Genomic DNA, 22551 nt, shown 5'->3' with positions numbered 1-22551 from the left:
TAAGGTGCGTGAGACGTGTAGCGCAGCAGCCGGGAGGGGCCGTGGAGATCGCTCCGCAGGTCTTGGCCGAGATCCAGGACCCGGGAGAACGGGCACGCAAGGCCAGCGACCTGATTGACGAGCACCAGGCGGCCGTTAACGAGCTGTCCCGGCTGCGCCGTGAGGCGTTGGACGAGATGGTGTCGCAAGGGATGACGCACGCTCAGATCGCCCAGGTGGTCGGCATGACCCGCGCCCGAGTCGGTCAACTCCTGTCGTCGGGCCCCCGGCCGGAACGGGCGATGCTCGGCACCGGCCCCCTCACCGTGGCCGTGGGTGGCAAGTTCGAGGCGGGCAAGAAGGACCCGTATGCGGTCGTCTCCGCCGAGATGCTTGCCGCCTACGAGAAGCTGTCCAACCTCGCCCGGGGACTCGGCCTGAAGACCGAGTACGAGGTGGTGCCGCCGCCGGGCATGGTCGACCTGAACCGCACCAACTTGATAGTGGTTGGCAGCCCTCGCATCCTGCCGTTCGTCGGGCAGGTGCTCGCATCCGACCCGAGGCTGGGCTTCGGCAAGGACGACGGCGGGCTGTATCTGGTGAACCACCAGACCGGCGAGGAGTTCCACTCCCCGTCGGACAGCGGCGAGCCGGTCGACTACGGGTACATCGGCCGACTGCCCCGCCCCGACGGACGTGGCACGTTCCTGTACCTTGCCGGCGTCCACGCCATGGGCACCCTCGGCGTCGCGCAGTACCTCGAAGACCACCTGGACGAGCTGTACCGCGAGGTGAAGAACCGCCGGTTCTCCCTGCTGGTGGCCTGCACATACGACCCCGCCACGCGCACGATCAAGAAGGTCGACGCCCTTACGCCGATTTATCGCAGCGAAGGTCTGGCCTGATGCGCGTCTCGACCGCCTCGGAGGCCGGCAACCCGAAGTCGCCCAACGAGGATTGGGCCATGGCCAGCGAGAACCTGATCGTGGTCCTCGACGGTGCCACCGCCCGCACCGGCACCGGGTGCATTCACGGCATCGCCTGGTATGCCGCCAAGCTCGGCTCAGCCCTCGCCGGCCTGGCCGCCGACCGCGATTCTGAGCTGGCCAACGCGCTGATGTACGGCATCCGGTTCACCGCCGACCAGCACCGGGACACCTGCGACCTCAGCCATCCCGGCACACCGTCGGCGGCGACCGCGATGCTGAGGCTCAAGGACACAGCGCTGGAGTACCTGGTGCTCGGTGATGTCACGGTGCTTATCGACACCGCCGACGGCATCCAGGTCATCACCGACGACCGGGTGGACAAGACCGCCCGCGCCGAACGCGAGGAAGCCGACCGGCACCCGTTCGGGTCGGCCGAGAAGCAGGCCGCGTTGCTGCGGATGAAGCACGCCGAGCTGGCCGCCCGAAACCAGCCCGGCGGCTACTGGGTGGCAGCCGCTGACCCGTTTGCTGCCCAGCACGCCATCACCGGAGAAGTCCCGCTCGACAGTGTCCGACGAGTCGCCGTCCTGACCGACGGAGCCGCCCGCCTGGTGGCCCTGTTCGGTCTGCTCGACTGGCCCGACGTGCTCGACGTCCTAGAGCAGATCGGCCCGACGGAGCTGATCAGCCGGGTACGCGCCATCGAGGCCGCCGACCCGTCGTGCATGAAGTGGGCACGCAACAAGCGCAGCGACGACGCCACCGTCGTTTACGCTGCCTGACGAACCCGGCCGACGTCAGCCCAGCCCGGGGCCGATGACCCTTCGTGGCCTTCGACGCAGTTGCTCAGCGGCTAGGGCTTCAATGACATCTTCTCGCTCGGCTTTGAGCAGTTGCGGCGCCAGCGTCAAATGAGCGTTCATCCTGAACAGGGCCTGCGAGTACGGCGCGACAGCCATGAGCAGGTCTGCCGCAGCGTTATCGGCGTGCAGCTGGAAGAGTAGGTAGGCAAGTGCGACCACACCATCGGCGGCGAGGGCCACGTGACCCTGCGAGCCTTCGTAGAAACCACGATCAAGATGGAGGGTCGTGCTTCTCAGGTCGCCGGGCAACACCGCTCGGATCTCTGCCTGTGTGTACGTCAGGAATGCCGCCAGTTCGTCAGGTTTGGCAAACCGTATTCGACCCGACTCCGCGACGATCCGGCCTAGCTCTTCCGTGGTCCGGGCCAGCGGGTGTCCGTCGACCGACTCTCCGTCTACTCGGACGGGCATCGGGCTGCGGCGGAGATCGCCCATGCGGGCAGCCCGGAAGAACCGCAGTTGCTCGGGAAGCCGAGCGACTGCCTCGGGGGTCAGCCGGTGATCGACTCGGTAGTTGAAGGTGACGGTCTTCGGGCCCGGGTTGCAGCTTTCGTCGCACAGCCCTGCGTGGCTCTTGTAATGCCAGTCATAGCTGTGCGCCCAGCGAGCGTAGACCTGGTCCGCAGGAACACTGTAGGTGGCGACCAAGAGCGGGTAGTCCAACGACTGCCAGTACCGCAAGCTGCTCGTCTCGATACCGGACTTGCTGAGTCGGCCCTTGCGGGGTGCCTTTTCGATACTTTTGAGCTGGACCCCAAACAAGATTCCGGTAGCCTCGCCGTCTTCGAACAGCTCTACTTCCAGGTCTCTGCCGTAGTCCGGGTTCACGGGACGGATTACCCAGTTGTCGTCGCTGAAGAGCGTCGCGAAGGCCCTCTCTGACCTCTGAGCGTTAACGTGCGCCGAAGGGCGCTGCGGTAGACCGGGCATAGTCGCACTTTCTCTGTCGTCGGCTCCGACGCCTGTCTTGTCCGCCGACAGGCTACACACTGGATACGACATGGTCGTCGGGATGCATATGTCCAGCCTGGACCGAGCGTTGCCGTCGTCCACCGACTGTCGCCGTCGATCGGTGAGGACTTTCTGTACGTCTTCAAGGCGGCCCGAGACGGGCCGCACGCGCCGCCGCCTGGGCGCGCGTCCGACGCTCCGCTGTCGCTCCACGCCGGCCACGCAGAACGCCCGTCGGCTGGCGCGGAAAGCGGGAAGCCCGAGGGCCGCCGCAGACGGTAGCGACGAGACTGTTTGAGGTTTCCGGGCCGGCAGCCGGCCGAGGCGCGGCGGCCGTCGCACCGCCGCGCCGTAGGGCGAGTCACCACCGGCCGTGGTGGGGATGCGGCGCGAAGGATGCGGGGCCGCCCCTCCGACCTCAAGGGCGCTTCGCGTCGCTACGCGACGGCCCTGCGGGCCGCCCTTGACCCCGGAGCCTCTGCGGCCCCTCGGGCCGGCGTTGCCGGCAGGCGGGGGCCTGCCCGTGATGCTCGCGCCGCATCCCCACCACGGCCTGCCCGCCCACGCCGCAGGTTGCCATTGTCGAGGCGAAAGCCTGTCAAGCTCAGATTGACGCTCAGTCGAGAAGCTGCCACGGACTGCGTTACACCCCGTTACGCCTCCTTTGTCCATCGGGGACGCGTAGATAGATCTCGCCCCTCTACTATCCGAGCGCTCGACGGAGAAACCGTCAGTACCCAGGAAACGAGGGAGACTTGTTCTCTATTGGATTGAAGAGGCGCGGATCCCGACGCCTGCTCGCGCTCACTCTGTCCGCGCTGCTCGCCTTCCCGCTGTCGGTGGGCATCGGGGGGCTCACCGGAACGCCGGCCAGCGCGGCGGAGTCGGAGGTGCAGAGCGACCCGTTCGCCGCGGACATGGACGCCGCGACCCTGTCCATCATGCGCCGACAGGAGCAGCTGCAGCCCGCCGTCAACAAGCTGTTTGAGGATGCTAACGCGGCCGGTGAGGAGGGCTTCGCCGGTATCGCCTTCGAGGGCGACGGCCTAACCCTGTACTGGAAGGGCGCGCCGTCATCGCGGATGCAGGCGACGATCGACGCGGTTCGCTCGAACGCTCACCTCCAGGTGAAGCCCGCCCGCTTCTCTGAGAAGGAGCTCAAGGCCGAGTCCGACGAGATCTTTGCCCGCAGCAAGGATGTCGCCGACCTGCAGTCGATCAGCGTCAACTCCGACGGCAGTGGCCTAACCGTCGAGACAATGACCCCGGCCAGCCGTAATCGTATGAAGGCCCGCGCCGGGGGCCGCTTCCGCGATATGCAAGCCGTGGTGACCGAGCGGGGTGGGCGCGTTCCGGTCACGATCACCCAGGCCGTTCAGGACAGCGAACTGCTGAGCAGCCGCCGGGACGACTCCTCGCCGTGGAACGCTGGCGGGTACATGTACAACCCGAATGCCGGCGTCGGAACCGAACACTGCACCTCGGGCTTCGCCATGAACATGGACGGCATCAGCTACGTCATGACCGCCGCACACTGCGGCACCCCGCCAGAGCCCTGGTACAACTACAACGGAACCCTGATGGGCAACTCCTATAAGGAGGACTGGGACAAGGACATCATGCTCATCAACGCCCGGGGCTACGCCTGGATGTTCGACGGCACGGCGACGACCAGCACCCACAAGGTGGTGCACAGCTGGGGCTACCGGGCCACGGGCGAGTACCTCTGCCAATCCGGCTCCACCAGCGGAACCGTCTGCGGCCTGAAGACTCAGTCAGGAGACTGGACCAACTACGGCTGTGACAGCGACAATGACTGTTACTACATGCATGGGATGACTAAGGCCATCCAGGTCGACGGCAAGACCGCGGGCCAGCACGGCGACAGCGGAGGACCGGTGTTCTCCCTCGACGGCGACGGTGTCCGAGCCAAGGGCGTGGTGAGCGCTGGCGGCGGGACGGACCTGTTCTTCCAAGACATGGCGGATCCGATCAATCTCTGGAGTGCATACCCTCGTGTGATCTTCTGACAACAATAGGCTGGACCGAGCCCGCGACTCTCGTCGCGGGCTCGGTCCAGCCGAGAGAAGGGTGAGTGCCATGCACGGATCGACGAGACGACGTGGCGTCCTCCGGCCGGTGGTGACTGCGGCGGCCCTGCTGCTCACCGCGGCGGGCGCCGTTGTGGTGATCGGTCACCTCCGCCATGCCGATGCGAGCTCGCGCACCGCTACCTCCGCCGCTTCAGGCATCGGAGGGCCCGCGGCCACCTGTCCGGCCAGCCACCCCCGCACCACCGTCAGGGCACGCTCGGCCCGGTCCGGCCCCCTGGTGGAGGTGCCGGCGACCACGGCCGTACTGTGCGAGTACGGGGGCACCTCCGATGTCCTTGCCCTGTCGCACTCAAGGGCCGCGCGGGACGCCGGTGCGGTGGTGGCCCGACTGAACGGTTTGCCGCAGCCCCCCTCCACCGACGGCGGTGCCTGCCTGCTGTCCGACGGCCCGGAGTACGTAATTGCGCTTAGCGGTGGTGGGTCGTCGGCGAACGTGACGGTAAGCCCTGCCTGCGGGATCGCGCAGTATGACGGCGCGGTCCGCCACCTGACCAGCCTCCGGCACCTGCTCGACCTCTGGCCCGCCGCCTAGGCCCTGTTTCAGAAGTGGAGATCGTCTGATCCGGCGTCGGCGTGTCGGGATCGATAGACGGCGAAGTCTCCGGTAGAGGGTTCATCGACCAAGACGAACTTTCATACCGGTGATGCCTCGCGCGAGCGGCTGATCACCATAGCAGCCTGCCACGAAGCTGAAGCTCCCCGCTGCCCCTCACTGTGGGGGTCGATTTAGGGGGAGCGGAGTAGCTTTCGACAGCAACGCTGACAGCAACCGCGCCGGACGGAAGCACGCTGAGGAGCACTGGCATGGACGATGCTCCGAGCATGCAGCCGTTCCTGGACGTGTGCGGACGTGATGCACAAAGCTTGTAAGCGAGACGTCAGTCGCGGCTAGCCGCTTGCGTACCCTTCTTTGGCATGGACCTTGATGATCTTCCGCGCGCGGAATTCGCGTTCCCCGGGCCGCTGCGGGACAAGCTGGTGGCCGCGATCCTGTCCGGCGCGAAGACCTCTACCTCCGCCCTGGTTCTCGGATACGAGCGCGCGAGCGAGCCGCTGCCCGAGGTTGGCCAGCGATCGGCGGTGGTGGACTCCGAGGACCGGCGGGTCGCGGTGATCGAGCTGACCGAGGTGCGGATGGTCCGGCTCGCCGATGTCGACCTGCAACACGCCCTGGACGAGGGCGAGGGAGATGAGTCGGTCGCGCAGTGGCGGGCCGGGCACGAGACGTTCTGGCACAGAGCGGAAGTGCGCGCAGAGCTGGACGACCCCGGCTTCACCGTTGACGACGACACCCTGGTGCTGACCCAGCGCTTCCGGCTGGTTCACAGCGTCTGAGCCGACGCCGACGATTGTCCGATTCCCCGACCCATGATCCAGGCACCCGATCCTCCCCTCGGATACGCCCCCAGACGGTGAGCGACGGCGGGTAATCGCTGGACTCAGCGGGACCAGACAAGATCGGCCCCCAACCGCATTTCTGCTGGTCAGGGGCCGTTCTCGCACCTGGTGGCGGGTAGAGGATTCGAACCTCTGTAGCTTTCGCGACGGATTTACGGCACGCTCCTGCTGCCGTGGTACGCGTCCCGTGGGCTCGGCCGCCTCGGCGACGTCGGATGGCTGGCTTGGCTCCGGTCCAGGCCGTCGCCAGGCCGTCAAGCGCCACACGAGCATGACCAACGACGACCAGCGGCGGCGACGTCTGCCCAGGTGACGACACGTCCCCGGGCCGGCGACCAGCGCGAATAGCCCCGCCTTACCTGTAGTTGGTGAACTGCAGGCGGGTTCCGCCGCACCGCAACTTCGCCCATGATCTAAACCATGTCAACGAGGGCAGGGGACGAGTACCACGGAGTCCTGCACGTCACAGTGACCGTTGCGACTACCGGCGCACCGGGAGGCGAGCCTGACTCCGCTTGGATCGTTGATCTGGCCGTTCCGCCCGATCAGCGGGAGGCACTCACCACGCGCGTACGAAGCCTGCTTGAGGGCCAGGGGTACCGACCCCATGTCTTCAGGTACGAAGGTGGGCAGACAAGCTGGGGGGCAGCAGGAGAGGAGTTCTACAACCTCTTCCTGTACGTCAGCTCCCACGCCACGGACGCTGCTCTCGGAGCTGCTGTTGGCCAACTCTTCGTCAGCCTGAAGCAAAGGTGGCAGAACGGCGATGCGAGTGACCGACCTCTTGAACGAGAGGAAGCGGTGATGCGCGGCCGGATCGTCCTGGCGGCCAGCCTCAAGCTGTCTGACCGCCGTGGCCGGCCTGTCGACATGGACGAACTCAACCTACTGAGCGAACAACATGATCTCGAAACGGGGCGTTGGGTGCTTCTCTATGAAGATCCATACAAGGCCCGCTATGAGGTGGAGCTAGGCACGCGCGAGAATCTGCCCTATACGTACCGCGTCCGTCGAGACTCGCCGCCGCGATCGGATGAGCCGCAAGGGGAGTGACGACAGCTAGGTGGGCAGCGGAGCCGACAAGGCTGACAGTCCCTCGCTGGCTCCTGGCAATGTGGGGCACACAGGGGGGCACAAGACACCGTGAAACGTCGTCAACCAGCGATCAACCTTGGCAACCCGAGACGTTGTCTGAGCAGGTGTTGGGCACCGTTCCCGCTGGTGGGCTGATCGCCGCCCTTAGTTCCGCTTCAACGCCTGACCTCCGATGAGGACTCGCCCGTGCTCTGGCATGCTGCGGTCGTGGATCTCTCCGAGATTGAGGTGCGTGACGCGGTCGATGCCGACTGCCTACCAGACCTGATGAACCTGTTTGCTTCTGCCTGGTGGGCGGCCGGGCGGAGTGCCAGCGACCTCAACCGAATGTTGGAGACGTCCGACCTCGTCTTTGGGCTGGTTCACCGGCCGTCAGGTCGGTTGGTCGGCTTCGCTCGTGTGCTCACGGACGATGTCTACCTGGCGGTCGTGCTCGACGTGGTGGTTGCGCCTGCTTGGAGGGGGTTCGACCTGGGTGCCATGCTGCTCGACGCCATCGTCGGGCATCCGCGGCTGGCCGCGGTGCGAAGCGTCGAGCTCGTCTGCCAACCAGAGTTGATGCCGTTCTACCGGCGCTGGGGATTCACCGAGCAGATCGGTCGGTCACGGCTGATGCGGAGGACCAGTGACCCGCTGCTGAGCGACACGCAACCGTGAACCGGCATCTCGTCGCATGTCGTTGCGCGGAGCATCCGGCCCGCTCGTCGTGCCCGTAGCGTGCCCGATCCAGAGGTCAACACGGGCCAGGAACGGCACATGGCGCGTCCCCAACCTGATCTCTCCGCTCACGGCTACCAACGGCGGCGCGGCTCACCACCGTGGGACCAATCCGTTCCATCAGGCCGACACAACGCACCTTCCAAACTGACGGTGCGGGTTCGATTCCCGTCGCCCGCTCCACCGGCCCCCGGGCCAGGTCAGAGGCGATATCCCCCGATCCTGGGCCGGCAGGCCAATGCCCCGCTTCGATCTTGCGGGCCATCCACGGGCCACTAGGCCGTCTCTCCCGGATCTTGACTGCGGGTGTAGTGGCGCAGGCTTACGGGTTTTCCGTCGGGGGCCGTCCAGTTCGCCTTGGTCGTGTGAGTGTGTCGCCAGCCGTTGCGCTCATAGAGGGCGATAGCAGCCGATCGCTGGTCGTCAGTGACCTCAAGGGTCAGGCCGAAACCGTGGTCGGCAGCCCACTGGTGTGCGTGGTGCAGCAGTCCGCTAGCTACCGCCTGGCGGCGGGCGGCAGGCACCACGAACAGGCGGCTGACCTCTGCCGTCGGCGGTGTTGGTGACCCGTTGGCCGTGATCGACGGCGCGACGAGTTGCAGGACGACGTGTCCCACGATCGCGCTCGCGGTCTCGGCGATCCACGCTTGCAGGATGCCAGGAGAACAGAGCCACCCATGGGGATCGACGGGCCAGTTCAGCGGGTACCCGTCGACGTCGTGCACGACGGCGAGCGCCTCGACACACTGGTCAAGGTCGGTCAGTTGCCGGTCTCGGATCTTCACCTCGTTCACCCTTGCCATGATCCGTCATTGTTTGGTGCCACCCGTTGTTGGACCTGCTGCGGAGCTGTTCGGGTCGCCCTTGCGCCGGGTATGCCCGGCGATCCGGCGGTCCATGGCCGAGGCGATTTCGCGGTCCCGCTCGCTGGTCGCGTGCTGGTAGATCAACGCCGCCCGCATGCTCGCGTGCCCCATTCGCTGCATCAGCTCGCGAGTGCTCGCGCCAGAGGCTGCGGCGAGGGTGTTGCCGGTGTGCCGCAGGTCATGGAAGTGGAAGCCGGGCAGCCCCAGCGCTGTGAACTCGGCCAGATGCGCCCGCAGCGCCTCCACGGCAGCGGCCGGCACGGCGACGACCCGGACCCCGGCAGCCGACTTGGGCGGCCCGAATTCCAAGTGACTCCGCAGCGCGGCGAGCTTGCGCGTGACCCGGACCGTCCCAGAGTCGAGGTCGAGGTCCCGGCGGCGTAGGGCGACCAGCTCGCCCCACCGCAGAGCCGAGAGCGCCGCGACCACGACGAGCGCCGAGAACCGAGCAGGCATCGCGTCGGCCAGGGCGTAGACCTGGGCGATCGTGGCCGTAGGTCGCTCCGGGGTGTGGTACTGGTCGTAGCCCTTGATCCGGCAGGGATTCTGCCGAATGATCTCGTCCTCGCGCGCCGCCGTGTTGAGGATGGCCCGCAGCAGCGCGTACGCCTTGACCGCCTGAGGCTCCGGCACGCCCGCATCCAGGAGCTTCTTGCGCCACGCCCGGATGGTCGCCGGCTTGATCCCGCCCAACATGAGGTGCCCGAGATACGGAACGACCTGCCGTGCGAACAGGAACTCGTAGCCCTGCCGCGTCCTTGAAGCAAGCTTGCGCTCAGCGATCCACCGCCGCCCGTACGCCGAGAGCTCGATCTCGCCCGCTTCCGGCGCAACCCACTCTCTCTCCCCCCCTCCGTTGCTCTTCGGGATGTGCACACGCTTGACCGGCCGCCATCGGTAACGCTCACGACGTAACACGTCGATGATCGCTTCGATCTTGGCCAGGGACATGCCGTCCACGGTCTCCGGCGTGACCCCGGGCGTCATCGCACCCGTGTTGGCGTAGATGCGCCCGTAGGCCAGCAGGAACAACTGCGGATTGAACAGCTGCCGATACAGCCTCTCCATCGGCAGACCACGCCTGCCGCGTTCCTGGATGACGCCCAGCACCGTTGCGGCGTTCCGCATCACGCGTACCTCCCATCGCTGGACGTCGTGATCACCTGTGCCCCTTCGCCCTGCGGTCCGGCTTTCCCGGCCTCCCCGGCGGGTCGTGACTCCCGCGACTACTACGGGCACTCCGTCGCCGTAGGACTCGCGTCCCGTAGGCGATCCCGTGGTACGTCTTCGTCATACGTGTCGAGCCCGACGTAGGCCGCCCACTCATCCCCTCACCCGCCCTCGTTGGGCGGTGCCCCACGCCGTGGAGGTTGCATCGACCTCCGGGTTCATGCCGACGCACGACGAGGCATCGGTTTCAAGCGTCGTTCCGATGGATGCGCACATTCATCGCTGGGGATTGGGCTTCAAGCAATCCAGCCTTGGCCATATCAGGCGGGTCCCGTGACGCATCACCCTGGACGCCTCCAGACAACCGTTACGTTTCCGGCATGCTCTTGTCCCCTCGCGCTTTCGCGTCCAGGTAAGCCGGCAGACCCAGGAACCTCCCTCCAGTTCCTCCCCACTGCACGGGGGATACAACGAAGCGCCTCACGGCGCACACCCGCCGTGCGACTTTCACCGCAACGGGCTCTCCACGGATTTTGCTGCGGGGCGGGGTTGTCAGGTCGCTGCCCAGGGTTTGGGGATCTTGTTGCCTCGGTAGTGGTAGCGGGTGACCGCGACCTTGCCGAGGTCGAACAGGGTTGTCCCGTCCGCTGTGATTGGCCGCCAGGTCCCGTCGGGTCTGGCTAGCCATCGGCGGACGTCCTTCCAGCTCCACCGGTGCAGGGTTTTCAGCCACCGGATGACCCGGTGCCAGGTGAAGTCTTCCAGTTTGCGGAGGACTGTCTTGGCGACCGCGTGTTTGAAGTAGTTGGACCAGCCGCGCAGGATCTGGTTGAGCCTGGTCAGCGCGACGCTGGGCGTGAGCTGTGACGTCCTGGGGGTCAGGGCACGGATCTTGTCCTTCAGCTGTCGGACGGGCCGGTCAGCGATGAACGTGTAGACGTACCACCGATCGTGTGTGCCTCGCTTGCGGCGCCACTGGAGGTGGAACCCAAGGAAGTCCACGCCCTCGCTCAGGTGGGCCACTCGGGTCTTGGCCGGCGACAGCCGTAGACCCATCGGGGCGATCACCTGGGCGATTTCCTCGCGCAGCGCTTCAGCGTGTTCGCGGGTGCCGTTGACCATGACGACGAAGTCGTCCGCGTAGCGGATCAGCCGCCAGGTCCCCAGTCCTTTGCGCCGCCGCCGGTATCGGCGATCCTCGGTGCCCATCGACGACTCCCACTGCCCGTGAAGGTGCTCGTCGAGCACGCTCAGGGCGATGTTCGCCAGCAACAGGGACAGGATGCCGCCCTGCGGGGTGCCGGTGTGGCTGTCCTCGATCTCGCCGAGTTCGGTGAGTACCCCGGCTTTGAGGAACGAGGTGACCAGCCGCAGCACACGCTTGTCCTTGACCCGTGCCCGCACCCGCGCCATCAGCGCGGTGTGTGAGATCGAGTCGAAGCACGCCTCGATATCCGCGTCTACGACCCACTGGTAGCCCCGCGAACCGTAGTAGTGGATCTCGGCGACAGCGTCGTGCGCCCGGCGCATCGGCCGGAACCCATACGAGACCGGCACGAAGTCGGCCTCGAAGATTGGTTCCAGGACAAGCTTCAGCGCTGCCTGCACGACCCGGTCGGCGATAGTGGGAATCCCGAGCCTGCGCAGCTTGCCGCTGCCACCAGGCTTCGGGATCTTCCTCTCCCGCACCGGCTGAGGACGGAACGTGCCCGCCTTCAGCTGCATCCGCAGGTCGTCCAGAAACGCCGGGACACCAATGTCCTGCTCGATCCGCCCGACGGTCAGGCCGTCGGAACCGGCAGTATTGGCCCCGGCGTTGCTCGCGACCCGCGCGAACGCCGCATGCAACGTCCGCGGGTCGTGCACGAGGTTGAACAGGTCGTCGAACCGGCGGCCGGGATCGGCCGCCGCCCAACAGTGAAGCTTGGCCTGCATCCGCGGTACCCAGGGACCCCGCCGGGCGGCGTCGTTTCCCGCAGCGCCAATGTTCACCGGCGCGTCTCCCGTCATTGCAGCCTCCTCCCTTCGCGAATCCGCTGCCGTCCTTCGCCATGTGTCCGGCTCTCCCGGACTCGGACTACTACGACGGCTCCGCCCCACCCGGCGCGTTCAGCAGACGGTGCACCTATCCCGCCCCAGCGTTGGAATGCGCTGCAGGCGGGAGCCGACACCGGGCGGTTCCCGTGTTCACTGGTGACCGTTCGATCAGTAGGCACCCGGCTGTTCCCCTGCGGCCTCGCCACGAGTACGCCGTAGTCCTTCCCCGTGGCCTCCCCGCAGACGCCCCGAGCGCTGCCAGGAAGTTCTCCAACCCTTCACATGAAGGGCGGATACGCGCCGCGCCCGGCCCACATCCACCAGGTTCGAGCCGGTGGGGCATTAAGGGGCGTCAACACCGGTTCCTCTCGTATGCCTCTGCAACTCGCTTGCCGGACCCGCACCATCTGGCAGTGCCGGCACGTCCCGGCGTTGTCAGGACTGCTCCCACCCTCCCCGGCACCTCCCGGATCAGGCTGTCCCCAGCTACGCCGACCCCGCTACGACGGGACCAGCGGTGCAGGTCTTCCACCTCCACTCGGTCACACAGCGCCTCACGGCGCACCGGGGCTCCGCCCCGAACCCCGGCCCTCCTCAGAGATGCCGCCGCGGATCACCTCACCGGGCACCACAAGGGCTACCAGCCTTCCCGGACGGGGAGCTGGACGGTCTGGCGACTGCCCGACGAGGAGATCCGCTTGAGTCCGCAGGGACTTGAGCCGCAGGCAGTGCGGTCAGGCGCTGAGCGTGGGGGAGCCCGCCGAGGGTCGCACCTGGTGGAGCTGTTGCCGCCGGACAGCGGCACTGCGGGGGTGAGGCGCTGGTAGGCGGTTGGCGGTAATCATTGGGCCGGAGGTGACACAAGCCAGGGTGAGAGTTCGTCAACCAGGCAGGAGTTCTGGATGGGTCCACCGCGAAAACGCGATGAGGAATGGTTCACCAGGGTCTACACCGCCGATTACGGACACGTTCTGAAGTACAGCCAGCGTCGACTTGCCGATATGGAAGCGGCGGCTGAACTCGCTCAGGAGGTGTTCGTCATCGCCTGGCGGCGTCGCCGCGAGGTTCCGGACCGCAGCCTGCCGTGGCTGTATGGGGTGGCTCGGCGCCTGCTCGCGAACGAATGGCGAGCGCGAAGAGGTGCGCCAGATGTACTACCGATGACCGACGCTGGCCTTCTGCAGAAGCCGGGCGTGTCGGGCGCCGACGCGACCGTGTGCGTCGCCGATCTTCAGGCCGCTCTAGCCACCCTCGCCGACCTCGATCAGGAGATCCTCCGGTTGGTCGGGTGGGAGGAGTTGACGGTTTCCGAAGCCGCTCAGGTCCTCGGCTGTACCCGCACCACCGCCGCAGTGCGCTTGCACCGCGCCCGTCGACGCCTTAACGACGCGATGTCGTACCGATCTGGACCACCGGCGCAGCAGCCGGTGCTGGCTAATCCTCGAAAGGCTATGTGATGTTCGGAGAACAGCGAACGCGCACCCTCCTCAAGCCGATTGACCCGGCCCGGCACAGCACCATCGCACCGCCCCGGCTGTCGGCACACGACCTGATCAACCGCGCGGAGGCTACCGCCGAGCCGGTCGCCCATCGCCGTCAGGCACGCCCGACCCGCAGGCTGGTTCTGACGGCCGGGACGCTGGCCGTAGCGGTCGGCGCCGTAGCAATCGCCCAGACCTTCGGCCCGAACGGCCCGGACACCTCGGAGATCGCCAGTCCGCCCGGGGCGGATCCGGGGGTGGTGCTCGTACCGGTGGCCTACCGCTCTGGCGCCGGTGATGCGGGAAGCCAGCTGCGCGCGTTGGCCAGCAGGCTCGTCGACACGGAGTACGACAACCGCACCGGCCGGTACATGTACCACCACACGAAGACGTGGGGCGACCCAATGATGACGTCTGCCGACGGTCGCTACCACGTTGCTTTCGCGGACGATACCAAGGTCTGGCAGACGGCCGACGGAACCGGTCAGCAGGTCAGGACTCAACTTGAGCCGCAGTATCCGGACCAGGAGTCCCGGGACTACTGGCAGCGCAACCTCAAGCCCAAGGCTGCCGCGTCCGCCACCCCCGCGCCTGCCAGCATTCCCCTGCCACCGATGGACCTCGCGCCGCTGCCGTCGGGTCGAGCACAGCTGAACGACCTGCTCAAGGTCAGGTTCGGCGCCGCCTCGGTCAGCAAGGAAGTCAGCATGGTGTACGGGCGGTATGTCGTTCCGCGTCAGACGCGAGCTGAGATCTTGCGAGTCCTTGCCGACGTGCCCGGGTTCCTCTGGCGGGGACAGGTCACCGATCGAGCCGGCCGCAAGGGTGTAGCCATCACCTTCGACGACCGCGACAACAATGCACAGTCCCTCCTGATCTTCGACCCCAACACCGGGGAACTGCTCGCCGACGAGCGGCTAACCCTCTCACCGGTACGGATCAGCGCGTACCAGGTGATCCTCGACACTGCCTGGACCGATCGACTCAACTGAAATTGCCGGTGCCGGGGCCGCTTCTACAGGGGTGGCCCCGGTCCGCGTATCACCGCGACGGCCAGGCCGGGCCATCCACGGGCCAGTAACCGTAGCGCCCAGCGGTCATGAGGGGGCACGAGCGGCACCCGACTCTGCCGCCAGCCGCAGGCGTTTCGGGTCATCACGGCCCGTTGAGCGCGCTCTTCCAAACTGACGGTGCGCGGTCGATTCCCGTCGCCCGCTCATACACGATGGCCCAGGTCAGGCGAGGTATCGACCTGGGCCATACTCATGTCCGCCGCTCGGGCTGGCCGTCGCGCCCGCTTCCCGCCGGCGCAGCCGCCACCGGGCCACTGCTACTACCCGCGCAGGAACAGCAGAGTCCCGCGAAGGTACTAGGCGGTTGCCGTCGCGTCGCGGCAGTTGAGGAGACTGCCGTTGTCGGTCTGACACGACGTGAGGGTCACGGTTACCCCCTCCGGGATGTTCAGGTCCAGGACGTGACTGGTGTTCGCACCGCTGGTCAACCAGTAGTCGTTGTAGTGGTAGCCGCCGTCCCACCACTTGGCGCCCACGTAAACGCCCCGACCGTCCGCGTACGAGTCGATCGCGAGCAGGCGCTCGTCATAGGCCATGAACTCGCCGTCGCCCACGGCGATGCCGTCGTGCCAGAACATGATCCAGCAGTCCCGGCCCCCGGCGTCGTTCGACGCCGGGTTGCAGCCGGAGGTGTTGTAGTCAGCGTAGGCGGCGGTGGACGACACCCCGACCAGCACGGCCGACATCGCCGCGACAAGACCCACTCTTGCCCAAGTTCGCATCGCTCTCCTTTGTCCTCTGTGGAGGAACGACTATGGCATGCACACGGGCATCGAGGGAATCGCACGGTGACAACCGTGCCCGCGCCGGAGATCGTCGGGCGGCGAGGGCTGCGTACGATGCGTGGCCGGGCATCCCCTCGTTCCGGTGGAGGTAGCGACGGATGGCAGGCCAGCAGGACGGTTTCGCGCTCGGCGTCGACCTCGGCACCTCGAACACGGTGGCGGTGCTGCGCTGGCCGGACGGGCGGACCAGGCCGCTGCTCGTCGACGGGCAGCCGATCCTCCCCTCCGGCGTCTACGCCGACGCGGACGGCCAGCTGCACGTCGGCCGGGACGCCCAGCGGCTGGCCCAGGTCGACCCGGACCGGTACGAGCCGAACCCGAAGCGCCGGGTCGACGAGGCGGCGGTCCCGCTCGGTGACCGTCGGCTCTCCCCCGCCGAACTGCTCGCCGCGGTCCTGTTCACCGTCGCCGAGACGGCGGTCGGGGCGGTCGGCTTCCTGCCGCCCGCGGTCGTCACCTGCCCCGCCACCTGGGACGCCGACCGCCGGCAGGTGCTCGCCGACGCGCTGGCCCTGGCCGGCTGGCCGTCGGCGGCCGAACACACCATGTCCGGTCCCACCCCGCCGGGGACCCGGCTGCTGCGCGAGCCGGTGGCCGCCGCCCGGTACTACACCGAGGTGCTGCACCGGCCGGTACCGGTCGGTGACGCCGTCGCCGTCTTCGACTTCGGCGGCGGGACGCTGGACGTCGCCGTGGTGCGCAACGAGGGCGCCGACCCGTGGGGCGACTCCGGCTTCACCGTCGTCTCCTGCGGCGGCCTCGACGACCTGGGCGGCCTGGACCTCGACGCGGCCCTCGTCGAGATGCTCGGCGCGCGGATCGCCGCCGCGCACCCCGCCGAGTGGGCCCGGTTGATCGCCCCGGAGAACACCACGCAGTGGCGGGACCGGCTCCGGTTCCTGGAGAACGTCCGGGGCGCCAAGGAAATGTTGTCCCGCAACACGCTCGCGCCGGTGGCCGTGCCGGGGGTGGAGGCGGCGGTGCCGCTGACCCGGGCAGAGCTGGAGGGCGTGGCGACTCCGCTGCTGCGCCGGGCGATCGAGGAGACCCGGCGGGTCGTCACCACCGCCGGGCTGACCCCCGAACGGCTCGCCGGCCTGTTCCTGGTCGGCGGCTCGTCCCGGATCCCGCTGGTGGCCCGGATGCTCCACGCCGAGCTGGGCGTCGCGCCGACGGTGCTGGAGCAGCCGGAGCTGCCGGTCGCCGAGGGCGCGCTGACCGACCTGCCGCTGCGCCGGACCGGGCCGGCGCCCCGGCCGCTGATCCCCGCCCCCGCAGGTCCCCGGCCGGGACCGGGACCAGCCGCCACCCTCCCGGACGACGGCGGCCCGACCCCGCGGCTCGCCGCCGGGCCGGTCGGACCGGCCGACCCGCCCCGCAACGACGGCGCCCCGGCGCTGCAGGCGATGGCGGGACACGGGGTCGGACCCGGCGCGGTCCGGGACCCCTTCGCGGGCCGGCCGACGGCGACGGCGGGACACGGACCGGGGCCGGCCGGCACGGCGGCCGGGCTGCCGTATCCCGGCCGGGGCGCGGACGCGGCCGGCCTTGCCGTGCCTCCGGTCGCAACGGCCGCGCCGGCGGGGCACTGGGTGGGGGTACCGCAGGGGGTGCCGGGCGTGCCCCCGTCGGCGGCGACGGGACCCGGCGGCCGGCGGCGGCGGACGTTGTGGATCTCGCTCGGGGCGGTGGTCGCGCTCGCGGCCGTGACCACCGCGGCGGTCCTCTACGTGACCCGCGACCGCCATCCTGAGCTGGAGTTCCAGGCGTTCGGCACGGGGACGCGGATCCCGGCCGGCACGGACCGGCCCACCGAGATGTTCACCGCGGCGCTGGGCGACCGCGCCTATCTGGCGTACCGGCGCGACGACGACCGGCTGGAGGTGGTCGCCGCCGACGCGGGTACCGGCAGGGAGCTGTGGCGCAAGCAGAGCGCGGCGCCCGCCGAACGCTGGGACCGGATCGTGGCGCTGCCCGGCGCGGTGGCCCTCCTCGCGGACGGCTCCGGCACCAGCACCCCCGGCGAGCTGGAGGTTCTCGACGCCGGTTCCGGCCGGCAGCGGTGGCACCGCGCGGTGCACGGTGACGACGAGTTCTTCTTCGGCACCGACGTGCTGGTGCTGGCGGACCGGGACGGGCACCGGCTGGTCGGCCTCCGCATGGGCGACGGCAGCCAGAAGTGGAGCCGCGCCGACCCGACCGACCAGTACGGCAACTCGCGCACCAGCGTCCACCCGGTGACCAGCGAGGAGGGCCTGAGCGGGCCGGGCTTCGCCGACGGCCGGCCGCGCGACCCGTGGCAGGGCGACGTGGCGCGGATCGTACAGGTGAGCGCCGACCGCTCGGTCCGGCTGATCGACATGGCCAGCGGGATGGTGGTGCGCCGCCGGACCAACGTCGCCGAACCGGACGACCTGGTCGCCGCGCACTCCGACCGGCTCTACGTCGCGGGCGACGACGGCCGGCTGCTCTCGTACGACCTGGGGAGCCTTGCCGAACCGACGGTGCTCTACACGGCCCAGGACGACCGGCACCGGCCGCGGGACCTGGTCCCCTGCGGGGAGCACAGGGCCTGCCTGCTGGAGGTGACCGACGCCGACCAGACGACCGTCGCCGTGGTGGCCGCGGCCGAGGGGAGGAAGGCGGAACGCTGGTCCGCCCCCGGCGCCGACCTGCTGGTGCCATTCGGCGACCGGGTGCTGGCCCGGCGGACGTACCCGGAACCGGCGGTCACCCTCTTCGGGCCGGACGGGCAGCGGGTGCTCAACGAGCGGGACGGGGTGGCCGTCCGGGTCGACGCGGGCAACCTGCTGGTCTTCGCCAAGCCGCTGGGCGGCGGCGAGGACGACCGCAGCGTGGCCGGGGTGGGCGCGGAGTCCGGCCGGCTCGTCGAGCTGGGCCAGGTCAAGCAGGTACGCGGCGAGTCCTGCTCGTGGAACACCGAAGTGATCGCCTGCGGTTCCGCGAAGGACTTCGTGCTGTACCGCTTCGCCCCCGCCGACTGACGGCAAGACCCCGCCGATTGACGGCGGGGCTCAGTCGGCGGGGCTCAGTCGGCGGGGCTCAGTCGGCCGACCCGCCCAGGCCACGGAAGACGGCGAGCGTGGCCGGGTCGTCGATGGTGGCCGGGGCCGGCTCGTCCCGCCCCTCGACCAGGCCGCGCATGGTCCGGCGGAGGATCTTGCCGGAGCGGGTCTTCGGCAACGCCGGTACCACGGTCACCCGGCGGAACGCGGCCACCGGGCCGATCCGCTGCCGGACCAGGGCGACCAGCTCACCGGCGAGGGCGTCCGGGTCCACCTCGGCGCCCGCCTTGAGCACCACGTACCCGCTGGGGACCTGGCCCTTCAGGGCGTCCGCGACCCCGATCACCGCGCACTCGGCGACCGCCGGGTGCCCGGCCAGCACCTCCTCCATCGCTCCGGTGGACAGTCGGTGCCCGGCCACGTTGATCACGTCGTCGGTGCGGCCCATCACGTACAGGTAACCGTCGGCGTCGAACCGTCCGCCGTCGCCGGTCAGGTAGTGGCCGGGAAAGGTGGACAGGTAGGAGCGGACGTACCGCTCGTCGTCGCCCCACAGGGTGGGCAGGCAGCCGGGCGGCAGCGGCAGCCGGATCACGATCGAGCCGTCCGTGTCGGCCGGGACCTGCCGGCCGGCGCCGTCAACCACCCGGATGTCGTACCCGGGCACCGGCACCGACGGGGAGCCGGGCTTGATCGGCAGCGATTGCAGGCCGCGCGGGTTCGCCGCGACCGGCCAACCCGTCTCGGTCTGCCACCAGTTGTCCACCACCGGCACGCCGAGGCGCTCCCCCGCCCAGGCCCAGGTGTCCGGGTCGAGCCGCTCGCCGGCCAGGAAGAGGGTGCGGAGGCTGCTCAGGTCGTACCGGGAGATCAACGCGCCGTCCGGGTCCTGCCGCCGGATCGCGCGGATCGCCGTCGGCGCGGTGAACAGCGCGGCCACCCGGTGCTGGGCGGCCACCCGCCAGAACGTGCCCGCGTCCGGGGTGCCGACCGGCTTGCCCTCGTAGAGCACGGTGGTCGCGCCGGTGAGCAGCGGCGCGTACACGATGTAGGAGTGGCCGACCACCCAGCCGACGTCGGAGGCGGCCCAGAAGACCTCGCCCGGCCCGATGTCGTAGACGTTCCGCATCGACCAGCGCAGCGCGACCGCGTGCCCGCCGTTGTCCCGCACCACGCCCTTCGGGCGGCCGGTGGTGCCGGAGGTGTAGAGGATGTAGAGCGGGTCGGTCGCGGCGACCGGCACGCAGTCGACCGGCTCGGCGTCCGCCATGACCTCGTCCCAGGTCAGGTCCCGGCCGGGCAGCAGCGGCGCGGGACGCTGCGGGCGCTGCACGATCACGCAGTGCGCGGGGGCGTACGCCGCCTCGGCCAGCGCGGCGGTGAGGATCGGGTGGTAGTCGACGACCTGGTCCACCTCGATCCCGCAGGAGGTGGCGACCACCACCGTCGGCCGGGCGTCGTCGATGCGGACCGCCAGCTCGTGCGCGGCGAAGCCGCCGAAGACCACCGAGTGCACCGCGCCGATCCGGGCGCAGGCCAGCATCGCGACCACCGCCTCCGGCACCATGGCCAGGTAGAGCAGCACCCGGTCGCCCCGGCCGACGCCGAGTCGGCGCAGGGCTCCGGCGAACCGGGCGGTCTCCGCGAGCAGTTCCGCGTAGCTCCAGGTGCGTACGGTGCCGGTGACCGGGCTGTCGTGGATCAGCGCGGGCTGGTCGCCGCGGCCGGCCGCCACGTGCCGGTCGAGGGCGTTGTGGCAGGTGTTCAGGACGGCGTCGGGATACCAGCGGTACAGCGGCGCCGCGCTGTCGTCGAGGATCCGCTCCGGCGCCCGGAACCAGTCGATGTCCGCCGCCGCGTCCCGCCAGAAGCCCGTCGGGACGGCGATGCTCCGCTCGTACGCTGATCGATACGCGCCCATGCCCCATGCTGGACCGGAGGCGCCCGCCGGCACGACGGCCGGCCGGGGTCGGTGCGCCGGACGCGCCGCCCGGGTCGCCGAACGGCCGCCGGGCGACCGGTTCGTCATTTTCGTCCCGCCGGGGCGCGGAGCCGGCACGCACTGACCAGCGGCTCAGCACGGCGGCCGGACGGATGAACCCGGGTCGGCCGGGTAACCAGCCGCCGTCCTGGTGGAGTGACGACCGGCGTCGCGGTGATCCCGCGACCGGGCGCGCGGGCGGGCGGCGCTACGCCGACCCGCCCGCGGACCCAGGGTCAGTTGCCGGTGACCCAGTTCCAGGCCGTCACGACCCACTCGGTCTGCTGCAGGTAGGCGACACCCACCCCGGCCAGGAAGAGCGCCGTCACCAGGTGCGCGCCGCGGGCGCTGCGCCGCACCCGGCCCAGCTGCCGCTCCCAGATCAACCGGCCGAGCAGGCGGGAGAGCGCGAAGAGGCCGACCGCGGTGAGCAGGCTCAGCACGAACGTCAGCAGCGGCGCCGTCAGGTCACCCCGGCCGGAGATCGCCCAGATGCCCCAGCACACGAAGGCGAAGAGGCCGCCCGCCGCGCTCCACTCGCCGCCCCGGCGCAGCTGCGCCAGGTGCCAGCTCACCGGCCGGCGCGGCGCGGCACCGCCGGGCCAGTCGGCCTGGTCCACCGTGGGGAACTGCTCCGTACGCGGGGTGGGCCGCTGCCCCACCGAGGCCACCCCCCGCCGGTACGCGTCCCGCTGCGCCGGCACCCCGACACCGGGCTGCGGCGGCACCTCCACGGTGCGCTCCGCCCACGGCTGGGTCTGGTCCGCCATCTCGTGTCCTCCCCCTGACCGACACCGGCCACGGTTCCGAGGGTAGCGAGCCGGCAAATCGGTCGCCGACCCCGACGGTGATGGGTTACACACATCCGATGACCGATGTGGTGGTACCCCGCGCCGAGGACTTCGACGACATCGCCGGGCTGCTGGCCCTCGCCTTCCACGGCGGCCTCGACCCCGAACTGCTCGAGGTCGAGCGGGGGATCTTCGAACCGGAACGCGGGCTGCTGGTCCGCGACGGCACGACCGCCGTCGCGCACGCCGCGGCGTTCACCCGGGAGCTGGGGGTGCCCGGGGCCAGCGTCCCGGCGGCGCACGTGACGATGGTCTCGGTCGCCCCGACCCACCGCCGCCGGGGACTGCTCACCACCCTGATGCGCCGCCAGCTGCGGGAGATCCGCGACGCCGGCCGGGAGCCGATCGCGGTGCTCTGGGCCAGCGAGGGCCGGATCTACCCCCGGTTCGGCTACGGCCTGGCCGCGCAGCGGCTCAGCGTCAGCTGCGACACCACCGAGCTGCGCCTGCCCGAGCCGGCGTCCGCCGCGGGCACGCTGCGCCTGGACCGGCCGGCCGCCCGGCAGGACGAGCTGGCCCGGCTGTACGACCGGGTCCGCGCCGACCGCCCCGGCTGGTCGAACCGGGACGAGCGCTGGTGGCGGTACGTGGTGGCCGACGTGAAGAGCCTGCGGGCCGGGGCCACCGAGCGGCGGGTGCTGCTGCACGAGGGGCCGGCGGGGCTCGACGGGTACGCGCTGTTCCGGACGAAGGACGAGTGGGACCGCGGCGGCCCGCGCGGCGAGGTCCGGGTCGACGAGGTGGTCGCGGAGAACCCCGACGCGTACCTGGCGCTGTGGCGGCTGCTGCTCACGATCGACCTGACCCGGAAACTGTCCGCCCCGCTCGCGGTGGACGAGCCGCTGCTGTGGCTGGTCAACGAGCCGCGCCGGCTCGGCGCCCAACTCACCGACGGGCTCTGGGTACGCGTGGTCGACCTGCCCGCCGCGCTGGCCGCCCGCCGGTACGCCACCGATCTCGACGTGGTGCTCGATGTCACCGACGAGCTGCTGCCGGAGAACGCCGGCCGGTGGCGGCTGGTCGGCGACCCGTCGCGCGCGACCTGCGCGGCCACCACCGAACCGGCCCAGCTCGCCTGCGACGTCCGCGCCCTCGGTGAGCTCTACCTGGGCGGCACCGGGCTCGGGGCGCTCGCCGCCGCCGGCCGGGTCCGGGAACTCGTGCCCGGGACGCTCGCCGCGGCCGGCCCGGCGTTCGGCTGGCACCGCGCGCCCGCCCCGATGGAGGTGTTCTGA

The 22551-nt window shown here is 69.6% G+C and carries 18 protein-coding genes; 11 read left to right on the top strand and 7 right to left on the bottom strand.

The window, feature by feature from the left end:
- The first annotated feature begins 41 nt into the window (after window positions 1–41).
- Together OG799_RS35570 and OG799_RS35565 are read left to right on the top strand one after the other, a co-directional pair.
- Window positions 42–884, top strand: a complete 843-nt coding sequence (locus OG799_RS35570; protein WP_406041747.1) for a sigma-70 family RNA polymerase sigma factor — start codon at window positions 42–44, stop codon at window positions 882–884.
- The gene (locus OG799_RS35565; RefSeq protein WP_406041745.1) at window positions 884–1690 is read left to right on the top strand and encodes a hypothetical protein; all 807 of its coding nucleotides are present in this window, start codon (window positions 884–886) and stop codon (window positions 1688–1690) included. Before OG799_RS35570 ends, OG799_RS35565 begins: the two co-directional genes overlap by 1 nt.
- A 15-nt stretch (window positions 1691–1705) precedes the next feature.
- On the opposite strand, the gene OG799_RS35560 is transcribed toward OG799_RS35565, so the two are convergent.
- Window positions 1706–2701 carry a DUF4365 domain-containing protein gene (locus OG799_RS35560; protein ID WP_406046511.1) on the bottom strand — a complete coding sequence of 332 codons (996 nt, stop codon included), beginning with the start codon at window positions 2699–2701 and terminating at the stop codon, window positions 1706–1708.
- 776 nt (window positions 2702–3477) lie between these two features.
- Between OG799_RS35560 and OG799_RS35555 the strand changes: the two genes are divergently transcribed.
- The 5 genes from OG799_RS35555 (at window position 3478) to OG799_RS35535 (ending at window position 7986) form a co-directional block, all read left to right on the top strand.
- On the top strand, window positions 3478–4752 hold the full coding sequence (locus tag OG799_RS35555; RefSeq protein WP_406041743.1) for a trypsin-like serine protease: 1275 nt from the start codon (window positions 3478–3480) through the stop codon (window positions 4750–4752).
- Window positions 4753–4822: 70 nt separating this feature from the next.
- Window positions 4823–5368, top strand: coding sequence for a hypothetical protein (locus OG799_RS35550; protein WP_406041741.1), 546 nt, complete (start codon window positions 4823–4825; stop codon window positions 5366–5368).
- 383 nt (window positions 5369–5751) lie between these two features.
- Window positions 5752–6171 carry an ASCH domain-containing protein gene (locus OG799_RS35545; protein ID WP_406041739.1) on the top strand — a complete coding sequence of 140 codons (420 nt, stop codon included), beginning with the start codon at window positions 5752–5754 and terminating at the stop codon, window positions 6169–6171.
- A gap of 531 nt (window positions 6172–6702) precedes the next feature.
- Window positions 6703–7287: a hypothetical protein gene (locus OG799_RS35540; RefSeq protein ID WP_406041737.1), complete on the top strand. Its 585-nt coding sequence runs from the start codon at window positions 6703–6705 to the stop codon at window positions 7285–7287.
- 249 nt (window positions 7288–7536) lie between these two features.
- Complete coding sequence (locus OG799_RS35535; protein WP_406041735.1) at window positions 7537–7986, top strand: GNAT family N-acetyltransferase; 450 nt, start codon at window positions 7537–7539, stop codon at window positions 7984–7986.
- A 335-nt stretch (window positions 7987–8321) separates the two neighbouring features.
- On the opposite strand, the gene OG799_RS35530 is transcribed toward OG799_RS35535, so the two are convergent.
- The 3 genes from OG799_RS35530 to ltrA form a co-directional block, all read right to left on the bottom strand.
- On the bottom strand, window positions 8322–8840 hold the full coding sequence (locus OG799_RS35530) for a GNAT family N-acetyltransferase (RefSeq protein ID WP_406041733.1): 519 nt from the start codon (window positions 8838–8840) through the stop codon (window positions 8322–8324).
- Window positions 8841–8855: 15 nt separating this feature from the next.
- Complete coding sequence (locus OG799_RS35525) at window positions 8856–10043, bottom strand: site-specific integrase (protein WP_406041731.1); 1188 nt, start codon at window positions 10041–10043, stop codon at window positions 8856–8858.
- Window positions 10044–10634: 591 nt separating this feature from the next.
- Window positions 10635–12092, bottom strand: a complete 1458-nt coding sequence (gene ltrA, locus OG799_RS35520) for a group II intron reverse transcriptase/maturase (RefSeq protein WP_406041729.1) — start codon at window positions 12090–12092, stop codon at window positions 10635–10637.
- Between the two features lie 929 nt (window positions 12093–13021).
- Between ltrA and OG799_RS35515 the strand changes: the two genes are divergently transcribed.
- The gene (locus OG799_RS35515) at window positions 13022–13576 is read left to right on the top strand and encodes an RNA polymerase sigma factor (RefSeq protein WP_406041727.1); all 555 of its coding nucleotides are present in this window, start codon (window positions 13022–13024) and stop codon (window positions 13574–13576) included.
- Complete coding sequence (locus OG799_RS35510; protein WP_406041725.1) at window positions 13576–14592, top strand: CU044_5270 family protein; 1017 nt, start codon at window positions 13576–13578, stop codon at window positions 14590–14592. Before OG799_RS35515 ends, OG799_RS35510 begins: the two co-directional genes overlap by 1 nt.
- Before the next feature lie 377 nt (window positions 14593–14969).
- Here OG799_RS35510 and OG799_RS35505 read toward each other — a convergent pair whose 3' ends face one another.
- A complete protein-coding gene (locus tag OG799_RS35505) occupies window positions 14970–15359 on the bottom strand; it encodes a hypothetical protein (protein ID WP_406041723.1) in 390 nt (129 codons plus the stop codon).
- Between the two features lie 197 nt (window positions 15360–15556).
- On the opposite strand from OG799_RS35505, the gene OG799_RS35500 reads away from it, so the two are divergent.
- Complete coding sequence (locus tag OG799_RS35500) at window positions 15557–18463, top strand: Hsp70 family protein (RefSeq protein ID WP_406041721.1); 2907 nt, start codon at window positions 15557–15559, stop codon at window positions 18461–18463.
- A 58-nt stretch (window positions 18464–18521) separates the two neighbouring features.
- Here OG799_RS35500 and OG799_RS35495 read toward each other — a convergent pair whose 3' ends face one another.
- Entirely contained in the window at window positions 18522–20405 is a 1884-nt protein-coding gene (locus OG799_RS35495) for a propionyl-CoA synthetase (protein WP_406041719.1), read from the bottom strand.
- Between the two features lie 296 nt (window positions 20406–20701).
- Window positions 20702–21235, bottom strand: a complete 534-nt coding sequence (locus OG799_RS35490; protein ID WP_406041717.1) for a hypothetical protein — start codon at window positions 21233–21235, stop codon at window positions 20702–20704.
- A 98-nt stretch (window positions 21236–21333) separates the two neighbouring features.
- On the opposite strand from OG799_RS35490, the gene OG799_RS35485 reads away from it, so the two are divergent.
- Window positions 21334–22551 carry a GNAT family N-acetyltransferase gene (locus OG799_RS35485; protein ID WP_406041715.1) on the top strand — a complete coding sequence of 406 codons (1218 nt, stop codon included), beginning with the start codon at window positions 21334–21336 and terminating at the stop codon, window positions 22549–22551.

Origin of the sequence: Micromonospora sp. NBC_00898 (assembly GCF_045207895.1) — a bacterium.
In the GTDB taxonomy this organism is placed as follows: domain Bacteria; phylum Actinomycetota; class Actinomycetes; order Mycobacteriales; family Micromonosporaceae; genus Micromonospora.
Note: the sequence above shows the minus strand (reverse complement) of the source record. Positions and strands in the feature narration are given on the sequence as shown.

Excerpts from the sequence above, each read along its gene's own strand:
- OG799_RS35565 (WP_406041745.1), top strand. The coding sequence starts at position 884 with ATGCGCGTCTCGACCGCCTCGGAGGCCGGCAACCCGAAGTCGCCCAAC.
- OG799_RS35560 (WP_406046511.1), bottom strand. The coding sequence starts at position 2,701 with ATGCCCGGTCTACCGCAGCGCCCTTCGGCGCACGTTAACGCTCAGAGG.
- OG799_RS35550 (WP_406041741.1), top strand. The coding sequence starts at position 4,823 with ATGCACGGATCGACGAGACGACGTGGCGTCCTCCGGCCGGTGGTGACT.
- OG799_RS35545 (WP_406041739.1), top strand. The coding sequence starts at position 5,752 with ATGGACCTTGATGATCTTCCGCGCGCGGAATTCGCGTTCCCCGGGCCG.
- ltrA (WP_406041729.1), bottom strand. The coding sequence starts at position 12,092 with ATGACGGGAGACGCGCCGGTGAACATTGGCGCTGCGGGAAACGACGCC.
- OG799_RS35515 (WP_406041727.1), top strand. The coding sequence starts at position 13,022 with ATGGGTCCACCGCGAAAACGCGATGAGGAATGGTTCACCAGGGTCTAC.
- OG799_RS35510 (WP_406041725.1), top strand. The coding sequence starts at position 13,576 with ATGTTCGGAGAACAGCGAACGCGCACCCTCCTCAAGCCGATTGACCCG.
- OG799_RS35505 (WP_406041723.1), bottom strand. The coding sequence starts at position 15,359 with ATGTCGGCCGTGCTGGTCGGGGTGTCGTCCACCGCCGCCTACGCTGAC.
- OG799_RS35500 (WP_406041721.1), top strand. The coding sequence starts at position 15,557 with ATGGCAGGCCAGCAGGACGGTTTCGCGCTCGGCGTCGACCTCGGCACC.
- OG799_RS35495 (WP_406041719.1), bottom strand. The coding sequence starts at position 20,405 with ATGGGCGCGTATCGATCAGCGTACGAGCGGAGCATCGCCGTCCCGACG.
- OG799_RS35490 (WP_406041717.1), bottom strand. The coding sequence starts at position 21,235 with ATGGCGGACCAGACCCAGCCGTGGGCGGAGCGCACCGTGGAGGTGCCG.
- OG799_RS35485 (WP_406041715.1), top strand. The coding sequence starts at position 21,334 with ATGACCGATGTGGTGGTACCCCGCGCCGAGGACTTCGACGACATCGCC.